Raw genomic sequence first — 17,124 nt, 5'->3', positions numbered from 1 at the left:
CTTACTTGACTCAACCAACTCGTCGTTTTGCTTTTTTCTAAGCAGTCCGCCGTGTCGGTGGATGCGCATTATAGGGATGCAGCGAATTAACGCAAGCACTTTTTTGAGAAAACTTAAAAAAAACTGCCCTTTGTATCCTTTTTAGTCTAAACACCACAAAAGAGAAACTTTATTAACGCTTCAGTAACTTTTTAACCGTATTTAAGGCCATAAAAGTACAAGACTCTAAAAACAAAAAGGCCCAGCAATATAGCTGGGCCTTTAAATTGTTCGCGTTTTTAGGTGTTAAGCAATGCCGTATTGATCACGGTATGCTTTTACTGCAGCTAAATGCTCATCCATTGTACCTTTGGCTTCTAGGTAACTAATTAAGTCAGCTAGTTTTACAATAGAGATAACTTTAGTGCCAAAGTCACGCTCGACTTCTTGAATAGCAGATAACTCAGCTTTACCTTTCTCTTGGCGATCAAGTGCAATTAAAACACCACTTAAGTCTGCACCATTATCCGCAATGATTTCCATTGACTCACGAATAGCTGTACCTGCAGTGATCACGTCATCAACTAACATGATCTTACCTTTTAGTTCAGAACCTACTAATGTACCACCTTCACCGTGTGCTTTTTTCTCTTTACGGTTAAAACAATATGGTACATCTTTGTCGTGATGATCAGCTAAAGCTACCGCTGTCGTTGTTGCGATTGGAATACCTTTATAAGCAGGGCCAAATAATACATCGTAATCAATGCCCGCATCTTCAAGTGCTGCAGCGTAAAAGCGACCCAAGCGTGCAAGGTCACGACCGGTATTGAATAAACCAGCATTGAAAAAGTAAGGACTAGTGCGGCCAGACTTTAAAGTAAACTCACCAAATTTAAGCACCTGCTTTTCAAGTGCGAATTCAATAAACTCTTTTTGATAATCTTTCATAACTAATAAACCTACTTCTTTATCAAGCTAATGCTTGCTTTTGAACGTCGATAATTTCACGAATTGAGTGCTTAGCTAATGTAAGTAGCTCATCAAGTTCGTCGAATGAGAAAGGTTCGCCTTCAGCTGTGCCTTGGATTTCGATGATTTTTCCAGTTTCGGTCAAGATCACGTTCATATCTGTTTCGGCTTCAGAATCTTCTAGGTACTCAAGGTCACTAATTGGTTGACCTTTATATACACCAACTGAAATTGCCGCAATCATATGCTTAAGTGGGTTTGAATTGATCATACCTTTACTACGCATGTAAGTAAGCGCATCAACTAATGCAACACATGCACCACTGATTGATGCCGTACGTGTACCGCCATCTGCTTGAATTACATCACAATCGATAGTAATGGTATTTTCACCTAACGCCTTTAAGTCAACCGCAGCACGAAGTGCACGTGCGATTAAGCGTTGAATTTCCATAGTACGACCGCCTTGCTTACCGCGCGATGCTTCACGACCATTACGAGTATGTGTTGAACGAGGTAACATACCGTATTCAGCCGTAACCCAACCTTTACCTTGGCCTTTCATAAAGCGTGGTACACCAGCTTCAACAGTTGCTGTACACAAAACTTTAGTATTTCCAAACTCTACTAATACTGAACCTTCAGCATGCATAGTGTAATTACGTGTGAATGTAACCGGTCTAATTTGGTTAGGTGTTCTTTCGCTTGGACGCATTAACGATCCCCTTAATTCTGAATTTGCCACATTATAAGTCGATGTGGTGCTAGATGCCATGTTCATTTACATAATTAACTGCATCAGAAAAGCACATTTCAGAAAATTTACGCTAGAGGTTAAAAGCTGATTCGGTATAATCAGTCAACTTTGTAAATTTAATAACACTAGGAAATCATCCATGATCCACAGCATGACAGCTTATGCGCGCCGCGAAATTAAAGGCGAATGGGGCACTGGCACTTGGGAAATTCGTTCAGTAAACCAACGTTACCTTGAAACTTTTATCCGCGCACCTGAGCAATTTCGTGGCATGGAACCGGTTATTCGTGAGCGTTTACGTAAACATTTACAACGCGGTAAAGTTGAAGTTTTCTTAAAGTTTGCTGCAAATCCAGCGCATGTTGGTGAGTTAACGATTAACGAATCACTCGCTGAACAATTAATTAAAAGCGCACAATGGGTGCAAAACCAAAGCAATGGTGACATCAACCCAGTTGATATTTTACGTTGGCCTGGCGTGATGGAAGCCGAAGAGCTCGATATGGATAGCGTAAACACTGCGCTAATTGCAGGCTTCGATGAAGTGATTGAAGATTTTAAACAAGCTCGCGGCGATGAAGGCGCAAACTTACAAGAAATGATAGCAACTCGCCTTGATGCTATTTTAGAGCAAGTAACTATTGTTGAAGGCCACTTACCAGAAATCGCTAAATGGCAGCGCGAAAAACTAAACCAAAAGCTAGAAGAACTAAAAACAGACATCGATGAGTCTCGCCTTGAGCAAGAGCTTATTTACCTTGCACAAAAGCAAGATGTTGCTGAAGAACTTGACCGCTTAAAGTCGCATGTTAAAGAAACCAAAAAAATCTTAACTAAAGGCGGCGCATGTGGCCGACGCCTAGACTTTATGATGCAAGAGTTTAACCGTGAAGCAAACACATTAGCATCAAAGTCTATCAACAGTGACATCACAAACGCTGCGGTAGAACTAAAAGTGTTAATCGAGCAGATGCGCGAACAAATTCAGAATATTGAGTAAGATTAGTAGTCAAACTTCCAGCAAGGCCCTATTTACATAGGGCTTTATTTTATCTCCAAATTTTCCCGACTCCTTCAAAGCTTGCTATTTAAAAATCCATCTGCGAAATTGTGAGCCAGACAAAATTAAAATAAGCTCAACTTAAAAATAATTATCAGCGCACTTTTAAGTCTTAAATTACTCATAAAAGGTTAGCCAAACCCTATCTATTAGGAGGAATATATTTAGTATAAAACATACTCTAGATTAAAAGGACTACTCACTACTTTTACAAAGGATTGAAATGTCTGTTCAAACTCAAACTCTAAGCGATATTGCCTGCACAGTCCCTGGTGCTACCGATCTTTTCAATGATTACAATCTAGATTTTTTCTTAAATGGCAAACAGCAACTCAAAGTAGCACTGGCCAATGCCAAAATAGATAAAGCAGCTTTTCTTTTTAAACTCACAAATTTAGAGCAAGCAGAAAGTAAATCTCACTTTAATTGGCAAACTCAATCGCCAATAAAATTGGTTGCGCATATCATTGATAACTTTCATGAAAAGCACAGAATACAATTCCGCCAATTACTCCACATGTGTAAAGTAGTTCAAGAGAAAAGCTCTTTTAAAGAACTTTTTCCACAACATTTAGAGTCTCATCTATCTCAGATGCGTTATGAACTTGAAGAACATATGATGAAAGAGGAAGCTATTTTATTCCCTATGATTATGAAAGGGTTTTATCCCTCAGGGCCTATTTCTGTGATGGAAGCTGAACATCAAACTCATGCACAAGCCTTAGACACACTCGTCGAGCTTACCAATAATTTTACTCCACCTATAGAAGCAGATAATGATTGGCAATTATTGTATTTGCAAATTAAAGAGCTATATCTAGATCTTAAAGAACACATACATTTAGAAAATAATGTTTTATTTAAACAATAAATCAAGAAGTCGTGTGCTTAATTAAGACATGCTACTAAATAGGCCCTATTCAATGATGACTTTGTAGAGTTGTATTATTAAAGTACTCAGCTGTAAACATCTACCCACTAAGGAGGAGTTAACTCAACGAACAGCTTTGCTAGACTCAACACACATCAAAATAAATAAGGGAAAGCAATGATAGCCAAAATAGGTATTTTAACGGTGAGCGATCGCGCTAGCAGAGGTCAATATGACGATTTATCAGGCCCCGCTATTAAAGATACTTTAAACGATTATATAAACTCCCCTTGGCAAGCATGCAATAAACTTGTTGAAGATGAGCAACCACTCATAGAGCGAGCATTGTGCGAACTAGCTGAGCAAAATTGCGCGCTTATCATTACTACAGGTGGAACTGGGCCTGCTAAGCGAGATGTTACGCCAGAAGCGACTGAAGCTGTATGTGATAAAATGATGCCAGGATTTGGTGAGTTAATGCGTCAAGAAAGTTTAAAGTATGTACCTACCGCTATTTTATCCAGGCAGACAGCTGGGATACGGGGAAATTCACTCATTATCAATTTACCTGGCAAACCAAAAGCAATTCGCCAATGTTTAGATGCTGTTTTCCCCGCTGTTCCTTATTGTATCGATTTACTTGAAGGTCCCTACATCACCTGTAACGAAGACGTAATTCAAGTCTTTAGGCCAAAATCAAAATAGCAACCCGTAACGCAAAGCCTTAAGTTTATTGCTTGGGCCACTAAAGACAATAAACCAGCACAATGTGCTGGTTTATTGTTATAGGGTTTAATTACCCCTTATTTGATACGTCAATTAGCTCAACCGTACCGTCTTCGCGCACTTCTGCAATTTGCCCTCTTGGCTCATCCATAAAGAATAAGGTAACAAAACCAATCATTGCGGTTCCAGCAATAACATAAAAGAAGGTTGCATAATCAACGAACGATAACACTGTTAAAAACGTCACAGCCCCTACATTACCGTAAGCACCAGTCATTCCCGCAATCTGGCCGGTTAAACGGCGTTTAATTAATGGTACAACTGCAAATACGGCACCTTCGCCAGATTGCACAAAGAAAGAACATGCCATAGCTGTTACTACAGCTAACCACAGCGGCCACTGTGCATCGACCATTCCCATTAAAAAGTAACCGGCTGCTAGGCCTGCCGTTAAAATTAGTAACGTTGTTTTACGACCAAATTTATCAGAGATCCAGCCTCCAGCTGGGCGCGACATTAAATTCATAAATGCGTAAGCGCCAGCAACCATGCCTGCCATCACAGGATCGAGCGAGAATGTATCTGCAAAAAATAATGGCAACATAGACACAACCGCAAGCTCTGAACCAAAGTTGGTAAAATACAAAATATCTAACACTGCAACCTGCTTAAAACTATAACGATGCAGCTCAGGTACTTCTTGCTCAAATACCCCCTTATTTACACTCCAGACCTTTTTAACTTCAAATAAATAAAGTAACACTAGAGCGCCATAAGTGATATTAACCACATTTGCTTCAAGCATGCCGACACCATTAGGTGACAGTTTCCATGTTAACAATGCAAGCGCGGCATACATTGGAATTTTCATGATTAAAAGTAAGAAAAAATCACCTTTAGAGGTTACTTCCATAGCCCCTAAATTCTTTGGTCTAAAGTAAGTAGACCCTTTTGGTGTATTGGTCACATTGGCATAATAAATAAAACCAAAAACTAGGCTCAATACCCCAGTAATGCCTATTGCATAACGCCAGCCATCATCGCCCCCGACTAACAATGCGATGGTCGGTAAAGTAAATGCAGCAGCTGCTGAACCGAAGTTACCCCAGCCCCCATATATACCTTCTGCGGTACCTAGCTCATGATGTGGAAACCATTCAGAAACCATGCGGATGCCAATCACAAAACCTGCACCTATAAAACCAAGTAGAAATCGAGCAATAGCAGCTTGTAAAAAGCTATCAGCAAAGGCAAACATAAAACACGGAATAGAACACACAACTAATAGGCTCGAATAAACAAGCCGAGGGCCATACTTATCTGTTAGCATGCCAATAATGACCCGAGCGGGGATCGTTAAAGCAACGTTTAATATCAGTAAGGTCCGCACTTGTTCTGTGGTTAATCCAAGTGAGGTTTTGACTGCCTGTAATAGTGGGGCAAAATTAAACCACACCATAAACGTAATAAAAAATGCCATCCAACTAAGGTGCAGCACTTTCATTTTTCCAGTAAAGGAAAAAATCGTAAACTTTTTACCTGCCATAGTACTCTCCAATAACTTCATTTAGCCTTATTTTGGATAGCCTATAGCTGAAAAATATTGATGTATATCAAGCAATAACAAGCTGCTGGGAAGGCACAATTTTGACTTACCTACTTTGGTAAACGTCATATTACGTGTAAGCACAAGCCTACTAAGCAACACTACTCACAAAGAGATAAACAAATACCCTGTCGGAAAAAAGCAAGATTAAAAGTAATAGCTCTGTGATTATGATTTCTTTGGTAGGTTAAAAAGAAAAAAGCCCCCTAAGAGGCTCTGATCGCGGAAGTTCAAATTTCAGGTTAATACTTATATGTCAGCATTAACCACACTTTATCAGTATCAGTGGCATAATCATCAGCTTGATAATTTGCATACTTTAGTAAGACATTGGCATGCTTTGCAAAAGCATAAGCAGCAGATAGGTTAATTTCATCTCCATAATCAATGCTTTGCTCATTACTTTGATAACTATGATAGGTCGCAGCAAGTTTTACACCCGACATTTTTGCACTTACACCTAGGTATAAATCTTCAATGCCTTCTGTCGGTGTTGCTAAAAACTTATCTGCAAAACCTTGGAATTTATGAGCTGTTGCTAATGGCGTGCTAAAGCTAACCCCATTGTCTGCACCTAACACTTCATAGCCCACCGTCCAATTAACAGACGCTAAGCGACCTTGTAGCTCAGCAAGTAAGTAGTCTGCATCATATGACGCAGCATTGTCGGCATAATCACTTTGACGCGCATAACTTAAGGTATATGTTAATGAGTCAGTAATCGCTCCCTTTGTTCGTATGCCAAGTGTTTGGCTCGATAATGCTGAAGCAGAGTCAAAATCAAACAGATACGCAAAGCCTGATAAAGTTAAATGTTTATTAAACTGATAAGCAGCATTGGCAAAGTGTAATTTGCCATGCAAATCTCCCGAAGGGCTATCTTCACCAAAAATACGATTAACATTATATACGTAGCTATAATCAAACTTGAGTGCTGAATTCGGTTTATAAACAACCCGATAGCCATCAAATGTTTGTTCATTCTGACGCCATGCAACACCACCAACAAAACGCTGATCATCTAAATTAATACGTTGTCGACCCGCAATAAACTCCAACTGATCATTGCTATATTTTAAGCTAGCTTGATTCAGCTCAGTCCCTTTAGGATCAGCCACAACAGCATGATCAACATAGCCATTTATTGTACTGTTATAATTTTCACTACCAATAACAGATACATTGTCAAACTCTATTAGCGCTTGCACACCTTTGAGCGTAGCCGATGTATAATTTAAACGTGTTAACAAGGTCGATGCATTTGCCTGCTCAGCGACACCTTGTTGATCAACATTTTCAAAGCGGTAACGAAACATCCCGTGCGTTTCACCATTTGCTAGCATGTTTTGTAAATTATCGACTGTATCCGCATGAACTTGCCACGACACACTTAAGGTAACCACAGCTGCTATAATTGCGATTTGTGTTTTCATATCACTACCTGCTATCTATATAATTGCTAGTAGCCTACGAGCAGGCCGCCTTTCAAAAATTGACTTAAATCAATAAAATCATTGCGTTACCAACAAAACCCAACACTCACCCACAAAGAGGTATAACATCGACTCTCCCGTTGGTGTAGGCTAGATTACTCAGATCACCTTAACCGAATATCTAAGAACAAGACGGGTAAAACTATGCAGCTAGACCAAACCAACACGATGCGTTACTGCCGCCACATTTTATTACCGCATGTGCAAGAAGAAGGGCAAGAAAAGCTTATGAGCAGTCATGTTCTTGTGATTGGTGCGGGCGGACTTGGATGTGCTGCTTTGCCTTATCTAGCAGCATCGGGGATTGGGAAAATAACGGTTTTTGATGGCGATACGGTTGATGTAACTAACCTGCAAAGGCAGATACTCCATCCAGAACATTCGGTTGGCATAAACAAAGTCGAGTCAGCCAAAAAAGCATTGGCTTTAATCAATACGCAAAATCAGATTGATATTCATGCTACACACTTTAAGAAGCAACACGAACACTGTATAGAAAATTCCGATGTCGTAATTGATTGCAGTGATAATTTAACCACTCGCTTATTAATAAACAAACTATGCTGGCAACATCAAACACCATTAATTTCAGGCTCGGCTATTCGCATGGAAGGGCAAATAATACACTTTCCAATGCGTAACAATGACCCTTGTTATGAGTGTGTTGCGCGTTTATTTACAGAACCTAACCTAAGTTGCATGGAAGCAGGTGTTCTTTCACCGGTTGTTGGGACAATCGGCACATTACAAGCAACAGAAGCAATTAAAAGCCTGCTAGGTTTAGACCCAGACCAAGTAGCATTAACGCTATACGATGCACAAACACTCACTTTTAAGACATTTAAAATAGCAAAACACACACATTGCAAAATATGCCAGCACAGAACATAAATAACACGTGTGATACAGCGATTAACCTGGGCGACCATCTGCTCTTGGTTTAGTCAAAATAGGAAAATAGACTAATACAAATACACCATAGGCTAAGCACCAAGCAATGACTGATGCAAAAATAAAATAATGGCTGAAGTCGTTAATCAGCAAGGCACCAAACACCCTTACTATGGCCGCTATCAAAATTAATGCAAATGCAATAATAATTGAATGGCGAACGATGAGTTGTCGCCCTGTATGCCCAAGGCTGACACGAGCCATCATACTGAGGATCATGTTTCCCATTGCACCCACCGTTAAAGCATGAAATGCCGTAGACACAGTTACTAAATTAGATAAGTAGGATAGGCCAATTAGAAAAACCCCAACTGGAATGCACCAGTAAGCAACATGCAAACTCCATAAAAGTGGCGTATTTAATGTTAAGCTAAAATGCCAACGCCACGCACGTATCACGTGAGCAACGGCACAAAATACCATTAAAATACCTATGAAAGTTGCTGGAATATAATAAATTGCGCCAACAAAAAACAACACACAAATAAACAAGGTGCTCCCTAAGCTCATTATTTCAAGCCAAAGTAAAGGCTCTGGCTTAGGCGTCTTTGTGGCGTTGGCTGTAAAAAATGGGATCACACGCCCGCCTAGCAAGCTCATGAGCAATGTAATTAACCATATTGCCGACATAAACCCATGAGAGTAAAGAGCAGGTATTTTTAAAATCACACCCAAATGCATAAATAAATTAGCGGCGCTGAGTAATACAATAATTGGAACAAAAAACAAATTACGGGTTTGTCCAACAGCAATTATTGGTTTTGCGAGCCAGTATCCGGCTAAAGGTAAAAACAATACATCAATCGCGAGCATTAACCATTGCGGTGTAAAACTCATAAGCATTAACACTCTTGCCAGCAGCCATACTCCTACTAAAACAGCTAACTTTTTACCTTTGATACTTGGGATAGATGTCCAGTTTTGCACCGCGGTTAATAAAAAACCAACAACAATCGCAGAGACAAAACCAAAAATCATTTCGTGGCTGTGCCAAAATAAGATATTTCCGTAAGGAGCAAATGAGTATTGGCCGCTCAATGCAAGCCCCCATAATACCAACGCCACACAGCTAAACGCACCACCTAATAAAAATAAAGGTCGAAATGCAAGTCTCAATAACACCGGCATTGGTTTTACTTTTTCATCCGAAGTTGCTTGTTTCATAGATCATCATCTTCTAAAAAATTATAACTTGATGCCTCTTTTAACCTACGTTGGTATCGTTGCGCTTTCAATGCGAAGTACATCACCATCATACAAGCCGCTAATACACCATAAAGCATCATGAAGCTGGCACTATAGAAGCCTACAAAATCAACGGCATAACTAAAGAGTATGGGTAAAGTAAAGCCTCCTAACGCACCAACAGCTGCCACAATCCCGCCCACTGCGCCCATTTGTTGCGGGTAATGTTCATGGATCATCTTAAACACACTCGCTCGACCGAAACCCTGCGCAAGACCGATAATAAAAAGCAGTGCCGTAAACACCCAAACATTAACTGAAATAGTTAAATCCACATCTTGCTCAACACCGTGAATTGTCATACTGGTTGGGGGGTAACTTAAAAAGAATAAGCAAACTAAGCAGACCCAAAAAACACTCCAGTTAACACTACGCCCACCGTATTTATCAGCAAACCATCCTCCTAATGCTCTGATCACCGATGAAGTGGCTACAAAAAACAAAGTAAAGGCCATCGCTTGGGTTAAAGAGAGTTGATACGCCTGCATATAATAATAAGGTAACCACATTAACAGCGCTAAAAAAGAGCCAAAAACAAAGTAATAGTACAACCCCAAACGCCATATATGATGATTTTTTAGTAATTGCTGCCAACGTTGCGGCGGTTGATAAATCTGCTCAGAGAGTACAGGCTGCCTGGGCGCTAATAGCCAAAACATGACAGCAATAATAGCCAACCCTGATGCATACGCAGGACCAACCCACTGCCAGCCATAGTTTTCGATCAACCAAGGAGCAAATACGAGTGTAATTGCAGCACCAGAATTACCAACACCGAACACTCCCATCGCAGTACCTTGCTGTTTTCGAGGAAAGAAGTCACAGACATAACGAATGCCGATAGTAAATGAACAGCCACTAATGCCAATCCACAGCCCAATCATTAATAAATAATTGTAATTTGAAGCAACATAGAGCAGTAACAAAGCAGGTATGCAAAGTAACATTTGCAAAACAAACAATAGCTTTGCAGACATGCAGTCAACCAATAAGCCAACAGGGATACGCAAAATGGCGCCCGTCAACATAGGTGCTGCCAGCAGTACACCAATTTCAGTCACACTTAAATGCCACATTGATGCTATCGGCAGAACGATTGCTGCATACAGAGTCCAAACTGAAAAGTTGGCTGCAAATGCTAGAGTCGCTAGCACTAAAGCCCGATTTCTTTCCAACTCTTGCATCCCTCCCCCCTTAACTGGTTGCAAAACGACGTTTCGCACTGTGCGTTAAAACCTAATTTTACCTAAAGCGGCTGTAATGTATGCCCTTCTACCTACAATGCATCGGTTTTTATATTTTACCAAAACAAGAACAACAACAACAAAACAAAGACAAATAAAATCAATGAGTTAATAAAGGGTTGTATCTACCACTTATTGGGTATTTTTATACCCAGAACAAATAACATAAATCTTACTTTAAGCAAAAATGGTTATTTCAATATTGAACAATGGGCAGCTTTTCTTGCACTATTTACGTAACTTCTGAGCAATGATAACTCGCCATGTTAAGTACACACATCGATGCTGGATTTAAGTCCTCAAGTGGCATTAAAGAAATAAATGAAGACTATGCAGGCTTTTTAGTTCCTAAAGATGAATACCTTAGGTATGTAAAAGGGTGCGCCTTTTGTGTTGCAGATGGAGTGAGTTCAGCTGAGGCTGGTAAAGAAGCAAGCGAAACCGCAGTCAAACGCTTTTTAAGTGAATATTTTAAAACCCCTGATACTTGGTCGGTCAGTCGCAGCGGGGAGCAGGTTTTATCGGCAATAAACTTACGCCTTTTTAGAAAAAGTCATGAGTTTGTGCATGATAACAAAGGCTATTTATCAACCTTTAGTAGCTTGGTTATTAAAGGAATTCATGGGCATATATTTCACGTTGGCGACAGCCGAGTGTATCGCTTAAGAGATGCAATATTCGAGCAACTTACCACAGATCACACAACTCATTTAGGGCAAGGAAAATCATTTTTATCACGTGCCATGGGAATGGATAACAACCTACACATTGACTACTGCAGCGTCGAGTTACAACAAGGTGACATCTACCTACTAAGCAGTGATGGCATCCACGATTTTCTATCGACGCAGCAACTGATCCAAACATTAATGCATCAAAGTAGTACAGCATCAATGTCAGAGCGTTTAACTGAGCTGGCATTAGAGCAAGGTAGTGACGATAACATTAGTTGTGTAGTGGTAAAAATTCATGAGCTGCCTCATCAAGATGAAAGTGACTTTACCGAAGAGCTAACCAAATTACCTTTTCCGCCTGAGCTTAATGCCGGCATGAAACTAGATGGCTATAAAATAATAGAAGAGCTCTTTTCTTCCCCCCGCAGTCAACTTTATTCAGTTGAAGACTGTGAGACCGGTGAACGCTTTGCCATGAAAACACCGTCGGCTAATTTTGAAGATGATAATCACTACATCGACAGATTCATTAAAGAGCAGTGGATTGGCAGTCGTATTGACTCACCCCATGTTGTAAAAATTATTCAGCACACACGTCCTCGTAGCGCCCTCTATTACCTGATGGAGTGGTTAAATGGTGAAAGCTTAGATACTTGGCTGGAAAACAATTACCCACTCAAGCCCAAGCGAGCCATTGCCATTGTAAAACAAGTTGCACAAGCGCTTGAAGCCTTTCATAGCAATGATGCTATTCATCAAGATCTAAAACCGGGTAATATTATGATACTGGCCAATGATGAGGTGAAACTTGTTGATTTTGGTTCGGTTTTTGTTGCTGGTGTCGCTGAACTCTACCGCCCAATAGAACACCTTGGCGCACTTGGAACAGCAAGTTATTCAGATCCAAACTACCTTGTTGGTAAAAATAGCGCCGTACAAGGCGATATTTACAGCCTCGCCACCATTTGCTACGAATTGTTCACCAAACACCTCCCCTATAGCGAGCGTATAGAGCAATGCACAAGCATGAGTGACTACGACAAGTTACGTTATCAAAGTGCCTCAACTCACAACCCTATAATCCCAGTTTGGTTTGATAAAGCACTACAAAAAGGCGTCAGTTTTGATTTAACCGAGCGCTATGAAACTGTTGAGGGTTTGCTTAATGATCTCACCACCCCTAACCCAGTTTTTTTAAAACCAAGCCCTGAACCTAAAGAGGCCAGTAGCTTGGTTTTTTGGAAGATAGTTAGCGGGTTTTGGTTCATTACTTTGTTATTAATGATGTACTTATTCAGTAAAAACTAAGCACCCACTAATTCAACTAAATTATCTTCTCTGTCGAGTACAACATACATGGCTGTATTTTGCCCCGTCTGCACATCGCTCACCATTGATTTCATACTTTTGTCAATCAAACTTGCTTCCACGCTCGCCGCAATACTGGTAATAAACACTAAATCCCAGTCTTTATTAATGGCATCGGCTTCACGGCACAGGGTTTCATAATCAAGTAATTCATCTGGCAATTTATCAACGCACATCACCGGCTCAATTACCCCTTTATTTACATCATTATGTGAGTTTTCAACATTTGCCTTGGTAAATAGCATTAATAATTTAACTTGTTCTGGCTGATAGCGAGCCATTGATAGTAACTCTTGAAACTTACTCATTGTATTCCTCTGACTTTTAGGTAAGAAAAAGAGCCAAAAACCAAAAGACTAATGGCTCTAGAAGTGGAGAGAATTAAGGGTTATAGAACTCCCCATTTTTTCTTAAATAAAACCAATAGTTAATAATTACACACACACCATAAAATGCAGCAAAGCCAATCAGTGCCACCTCTGGTGTCGTTGCTTTAATTTGCTGACCTAATACCATTGGGATATAGAATGAACCATATGCAGCCACTGCAGATGTCCACCCTAAAACAGGCCCGGCTTGCTCTTTTGGAAATACCATTGCAATGGTACGGAAAGTTGAACCATTACCAATACCTGTTGCAGCAAACAACACTAAAAACAAAACAAAGAATGGCACAAAGTACTCTTCTGGCGTCGCTGATTGATAAGCAGCTTTCATGTAATAAGCAGCGCCTAGCGATGAAATCACCATCACGACTGAGCACACTTGTGTTACCAGCGCACCACCCAGTTTATCGGCAATCCAACCGCCAACTGGGCGAATTAACGCACCAATAAATGGCGCCATCCACGCAAACATTAATGCACTTGGGCCATTAGGGTTTACTGTGTCGTGGGTCATAACACCAGCCACTTCAATATGCTGAAAACCAAAAATCACTTTAATAGCAAGCGGGAATGCCGCGGCAAAACCAATGAATGAACCAAAAGTCATGGTGTAAATAATACTCATCACCCATGTGTGTTTATTTTTAAATATTTGGTACTGCTTTGATAAGCTCTCACCGATTGCTCCTGGCAACATTTTCAACGCAAACACAGTCACAGTCACCACTAACACCAAAACCAACTCTTTAGGTACGCCTAAACCTGAACCATTGGCTGATTCGGACAGCATTAACCAAAGCCCTGCCGCCGCGGTTGCTAAGCCAATTAACAGCATCACCGAAATCATAGCAAAAGCGCTTATCGGGCTACCTAGATTAGGCGATACCTCTGGAGTTCGAATGTTATTCATTCCAAACCATGAAGCAAAAAATAAAGGAAGCAAAATCAATAACCATAAATAGCCACCATTTTGTATCCATGTATCTGAGCCAGCAGGGATTTTACCAATTAAGCTACCCGATGGACTAACCAAGGTTATTGGATCGCCACCTAATGCACCAAATACTCCATAAGTCATAAATAACGGGATGAGGATTTGCATTGTCGTGACACCAAAGTTTCCTAAACCTGCATTAAGGCCAAGCGCCAAACCTTGTTGTTTTTTAGGGAAAAAGAAACTGATATTTGACATTGAAGAGGCAAAGTTACCGCCACCAAAACCAGAGAGTAAGGCTAGCAATTGATACTGCCATAAAGGGGTTGTAGGGTCTTGCAATGCTAACCCTGTAAAAAATGCAGGTATCATCAACAGTGCAGTCGTAAAGAAAATAGTATTTCGACCACCGCAAAAGCGAATAAAGAAACTACTCGGGATCCGTAGTGTTGCACCAGACAACCCGGCAATCGCCGTGAGCGTAAATAACTCATCCGCCGTGAATGCGAATCCGGCATTCATCATCTGTACTGTTAAAATGCCCCAATATAACCAAACTGCGAAACCACAAAGCAAACTTGGTATCGAAATCCACAGGTTTCTTTGCGCTATTTTTTTGCCTTGGGATTCCCAAAACCCTTCATTTTCGGGCTCCCACCTTTTTAGATCAGCCATTTGCCGCTCCTTATTTATTAGATACGGCCACTATGGTCATAATATCAAGGCAGTACAATTCACATAGATGGGTAACAGAATTAAAACAAGCACTACTAGCCACTACCTATAAATGGGTATAAAAAACCCTAACAACCTGTTTTTAAATAAATAATTAATAATGCTGATAGGTTATTGGGAGTAGCTTTATTGTTTTAGATGAACCCTAACTTGTTCCACGCTAAGATAATTGCAACCGTTTCCAAGCTAAGTGAAAAATTGAGTCAAGCTATGAGTGTTTCAGAATCTACCGTTTTATTAATTGACGACCACCCTTTATTACGCAAAGGGTTAAGGCAACTCATTGAACTTGAAGATGAACTTACGATCATCGCAGAAGCTTCCAATGGCAAAGAAGGGCTTGCCTTAGCAGTAGAACACGATCCTGACCTAATTATTCTTGATCTTAATATGCAAGGAATGGATGGCCTTGAAACACTCAAAGCCATGCGCCTACAGGATGTTACTGCGAGAATAATTATGCTTACCGTATCAGATAACGATGAGGATGTATTAACTGCAATTAGCTACGGAGCAGATGGTTACCTATTAAAAGATATGGATCCTGAAGAAATTCTTGAAAAAATGAAACAAGCTGCGGTTGGTAAAATGGTGCTAAGTGAAAAACTCACCGACATACTCGCTCAAGCCATTCGCAAACCTGATGTATCACAAAAAGCGAATCTTATTAATACGCTAACTAGCCGTGAGTTTGAAATTTTAAAACTCATTGCCAAAGGGTTATCAAATAAACTCATTGCACGAGAACTCGATATTTCAGATGGCACTGTAAAAGTGCATGTAAAACATCTACTAAAAAAATTAGATTTGCGCTCGCGTGTTGAAGCAGCAGTGTGGATGATCAATCAACAAAAAGGATCATAATAATGTCGCAGTCCGCTTTATTCTTACCTTTTGAAGAGGCTCGCCAAGCACTTATTGATGACAATACCCCCTGTGTCGAAAGCGAAACGGTGCCGTTAAAACTCGCGCATCAACGAATTATTGCCGAGCCCATTATTGCTGATATCAATGTACCTAGTTATAACAACTCAGCGATGGACGGCTACGCATTTAATTTTAACGATCTCAGTGTTCATTCTAAATTAAAGCTAATAGGCACAGCCTTTGCCGGTAATGCGTATAACGGGCAATGGCAACAAGGTAGTTGCATTCGCATCATGACAGGTGCCCCTATTCCTGAAGGCTTTGATACTGTTGTTATGCAAGAGCAAGCGATTGTGAGCACTACTGTTGATGGCGATTTTATCACTTTTAGTTGTCCCTCAAAAAAAGCGCAAAATGTGCGCTACCAAGGTGAAGACATCACAAAAGGCGAGACAATTTTTACCAAAGGTCATCGTCTAAAAGCAGCAGACATTGGCATGTTAGCATCATTAGGCATTGCAAGTGTTAACGTATACAAGCCACTAAAAGTCGCTATTTTATCTACTGGCGATGAAATATTTGAGCCTGGTTGCCAACGTGCTAATGAGGGTATTTTTGACAGCAATCGCTATAGCTCTGCCAGTGTATTAAATAACTTAGGGTTTGAGGTACTGGACTTCGGCATTATTAATGATGACCCAAATGCGCTAAAAGCAGCCTTTGAACAAGCTATTGACAATGCTGATGTGGTTATTTCATCAGGTGGTGTATCAGTTGGTGAGGCAGATCACACCAAAGCGGTATTAACTCAACTTGGCAGCATGCAATTTTGGAAAGTCGCAATTAAACCTGGTAAACCCTTTGCCTATGGCCATTTTGAAAAACGCAGTGAGCACAATTATGCAAAGCGTTTTATGGGCTTACCGGGCAACCCTGTTTCAAGCTTAGTCACCTTGCATCAACTCGCCTTACCTGCGCTTAGAAAAATGGCCGGTGAATCAATCACTGCAACACCAAACTTACGTTTACCTTTAGCGAGCGCCGTTAGTAAAAAAACGGGAAGAACAGAGTTTATGCGAGCAACCTTATCACATACAGAAGCAGGCACAGTCGTTAGGCCACTGAAAGGACAAGGTTCGGGGGTTTTAAGCACCTTTAGCAAAAGCACGGGTTATCTTATTCTTGATGCAAACCAATCACAGTGGCAAAGTGGCGATATTGTTGCTTTTCAACCATTTGATATCGCACTTAATTAG

15 protein-coding genes are annotated in these 17,124 nt (G+C 40.4%); 7 read left to right on the top strand and 8 right to left on the bottom strand.

The genetic code is table 11. The features are described 5' to 3' along the window. Positions 1-285 precede the first annotated feature (285 nt). Positions 286-930: an orotate phosphoribosyltransferase gene (gene pyrE / locus ISP07_RS14175; RefSeq protein ID WP_054554229.1), complete on the bottom strand. Its 645-nt coding sequence runs from the start codon at positions 928-930 to the stop codon at positions 286-288. Positions 931-952: 22 nt separating this feature from the next. Then, positions 953-1,666: a ribonuclease PH gene (gene rph, locus ISP07_RS14170; protein ID WP_054554228.1), complete on the bottom strand. Its 714-nt coding sequence runs from the start codon at positions 1,664-1,666 to the stop codon at positions 953-955. Between the two features lie 181 nt (positions 1,667-1,847). Between rph and ISP07_RS14165 the strand changes: the two genes are divergently transcribed. The 3 genes from ISP07_RS14165 (at position 1,848) to mog (ending at position 4,344) form a co-directional block, all read left to right on the top strand. Continuing rightward, entirely contained in the window at positions 1,848-2,708 is an 861-nt protein-coding gene (locus ISP07_RS14165; RefSeq protein ID WP_138601109.1) for a YicC/YloC family endoribonuclease, read from the top strand. 283 nt (positions 2,709-2,991) lie between these two features. Then, positions 2,992-3,639 carry a DUF542 domain-containing protein gene (locus ISP07_RS14160; RefSeq protein ID WP_209327975.1) on the top strand — a complete coding sequence of 216 codons (648 nt, stop codon included), beginning with the start codon at positions 2,992-2,994 and terminating at the stop codon, positions 3,637-3,639. Between the two features lie 177 nt (positions 3,640-3,816). Next, positions 3,817-4,344 (top strand): molybdopterin adenylyltransferase, encoded by a 528-nt coding sequence (gene mog / locus ISP07_RS14155; protein WP_166339465.1) that lies wholly within the window; start codon positions 3,817-3,819, stop codon positions 4,342-4,344. A gap of 91 nt (positions 4,345-4,435) precedes the next feature. Here mog and ISP07_RS14150 read toward each other — a convergent pair whose 3' ends face one another. Together ISP07_RS14150 and ISP07_RS14145 are read right to left on the bottom strand one after the other, a co-directional pair. Further along, positions 4,436-5,911, bottom strand: coding sequence for a NarK family nitrate/nitrite MFS transporter (locus tag ISP07_RS14150; RefSeq protein ID WP_209327974.1), 1,476 nt, complete (start codon positions 5,909-5,911; stop codon positions 4,436-4,438). Between the two features lie 302 nt (positions 5,912-6,213). Beyond that, positions 6,214-7,404 (bottom strand): alginate export family protein, encoded by a 1,191-nt coding sequence (locus ISP07_RS14145; RefSeq protein ID WP_209327973.1) that lies wholly within the window; start codon positions 7,402-7,404, stop codon positions 6,214-6,216. 204 nt (positions 7,405-7,608) lie between these two features. On the opposite strand from ISP07_RS14145, the gene ISP07_RS14140 reads away from it, so the two are divergent. Continuing rightward, complete coding sequence (locus ISP07_RS14140; RefSeq protein WP_209327972.1) at positions 7,609-8,355, top strand: HesA/MoeB/ThiF family protein; 747 nt, start codon at positions 7,609-7,611, stop codon at positions 8,353-8,355. Positions 8,356-8,376: 21 nt separating this feature from the next. On the opposite strand, the gene ISP07_RS14135 is transcribed toward ISP07_RS14140, so the two are convergent. Beyond that, positions 8,377-9,579, bottom strand: a complete 1,203-nt coding sequence (locus tag ISP07_RS14135) for an NnrS family protein (RefSeq protein ID WP_209327971.1) — start codon at positions 9,577-9,579, stop codon at positions 8,377-8,379. Beyond that, positions 9,576-10,844 (bottom strand): MFS transporter, encoded by a 1,269-nt coding sequence (locus ISP07_RS14130; RefSeq protein WP_209327970.1) that lies wholly within the window; start codon positions 10,842-10,844, stop codon positions 9,576-9,578. The genes ISP07_RS14135 and ISP07_RS14130 overlap by 4 nt, the downstream gene beginning before the upstream one ends. A 323-nt stretch (positions 10,845-11,167) precedes the next feature. On the opposite strand from ISP07_RS14130, the gene ISP07_RS14125 reads away from it, so the two are divergent. Beyond that, positions 11,168-12,886, top strand: a complete 1,719-nt coding sequence (locus ISP07_RS14125) for a bifunctional protein-serine/threonine kinase/phosphatase (RefSeq protein WP_209327969.1) — start codon at positions 11,168-11,170, stop codon at positions 12,884-12,886. Here ISP07_RS14125 and ISP07_RS14120 read toward each other — a convergent pair. Continuing rightward, a complete protein-coding gene (locus tag ISP07_RS14120) occupies positions 12,883-13,254 on the bottom strand; it encodes a ribonucleotide reductase subunit alpha (RefSeq protein ID WP_199529954.1) in 372 nt (123 codons plus the stop codon). The genes ISP07_RS14125 and ISP07_RS14120 overlap by 4 nt on opposite strands. A 73-nt stretch (positions 13,255-13,327) precedes the next feature. Then, positions 13,328-14,941 carry an MFS transporter gene (locus ISP07_RS14115; RefSeq protein ID WP_209327968.1) on the bottom strand — a complete coding sequence of 538 codons (1,614 nt, stop codon included), beginning with the start codon at positions 14,939-14,941 and terminating at the stop codon, positions 13,328-13,330. A gap of 270 nt (positions 14,942-15,211) precedes the next feature. Here ISP07_RS14115 and narL point away from each other — a divergent pair, with 270 nt between their 5' ends. Together narL and glp are read left to right on the top strand one after the other, a co-directional pair. Further along, positions 15,212-15,865 (top strand): two-component system response regulator NarL, encoded by a 654-nt coding sequence (gene narL, locus ISP07_RS14110; protein WP_166339483.1) that lies wholly within the window; start codon positions 15,212-15,214, stop codon positions 15,863-15,865. A gap of 2 nt (positions 15,866-15,867) precedes the next feature. Next, positions 15,868-17,124, top strand: coding sequence for a gephyrin-like molybdotransferase Glp (gene glp, locus ISP07_RS14105; RefSeq protein WP_209327967.1), 1,257 nt, complete (start codon positions 15,868-15,870; stop codon positions 17,122-17,124).

The sequence above is a fragment of the Pseudoalteromonas sp. PA2MD11 genome, from assembly GCF_017808125.1.
GTDB classification, from domain to species: Bacteria; Pseudomonadota; Gammaproteobacteria; order Enterobacterales; family Alteromonadaceae; genus Pseudoalteromonas; species Pseudoalteromonas simplex.
The sequence above is the reverse complement of the archived record's forward strand: the minus strand, read 5'-3'. Positions and strand labels throughout refer to the sequence as shown.

Coding starts and splice junctions, on each gene's coding strand:
- mog (WP_166339465.1), top strand. CDS start 3,817: ATGATAGCCAAAATAGGTATTTTAACGGTGAGCGATCGCGCTAGCAGA.
- ISP07_RS14130 (WP_209327970.1), bottom strand. CDS start 10,844: ATGCAAGAGTTGGAAAGAAATCGGGCTTTAGTGCTAGCGACTCTAGCA.
- ISP07_RS14125 (WP_209327969.1), top strand. CDS start 11,168: ATGTTAAGTACACACATCGATGCTGGATTTAAGTCCTCAAGTGGCATT.
- ISP07_RS14135 (WP_209327971.1), bottom strand. CDS start 9,579: ATGAAACAAGCAACTTCGGATGAAAAAGTAAAACCAATGCCGGTGTTA.
- ISP07_RS14120 (WP_199529954.1), bottom strand. CDS start 13,254: ATGAGTAAGTTTCAAGAGTTACTATCAATGGCTCGCTATCAGCCAGAA.
- pyrE (WP_054554229.1), bottom strand. CDS start 930: ATGAAAGATTATCAAAAAGAGTTTATTGAATTCGCACTTGAAAAGCAG.
- narL (WP_166339483.1), top strand. CDS start 15,212: ATGAGTGTTTCAGAATCTACCGTTTTATTAATTGACGACCACCCTTTA.
- rph (WP_054554228.1), bottom strand. CDS start 1,666: ATGCGTCCAAGCGAAAGAACACCTAACCAAATTAGACCGGTTACATTC.
- ISP07_RS14145 (WP_209327973.1), bottom strand. CDS start 7,404: ATGAAAACACAAATCGCAATTATAGCAGCTGTGGTTACCTTAAGTGTG.
- ISP07_RS14140 (WP_209327972.1), top strand. CDS start 7,609: ATGCAGCTAGACCAAACCAACACGATGCGTTACTGCCGCCACATTTTA.
- ISP07_RS14165 (WP_138601109.1), top strand. CDS start 1,848: ATGATCCACAGCATGACAGCTTATGCGCGCCGCGAAATTAAAGGCGAA.
- ISP07_RS14160 (WP_209327975.1), top strand. CDS start 2,992: ATGTCTGTTCAAACTCAAACTCTAAGCGATATTGCCTGCACAGTCCCT.
- glp (WP_209327967.1), top strand. CDS start 15,868: ATGTCGCAGTCCGCTTTATTCTTACCTTTTGAAGAGGCTCGCCAAGCA.
- ISP07_RS14150 (WP_209327974.1), bottom strand. CDS start 5,911: ATGGCAGGTAAAAAGTTTACGATTTTTTCCTTTACTGGAAAAATGAAA.
- ISP07_RS14115 (WP_209327968.1), bottom strand. CDS start 14,941: ATGGCTGATCTAAAAAGGTGGGAGCCCGAAAATGAAGGGTTTTGGGAA.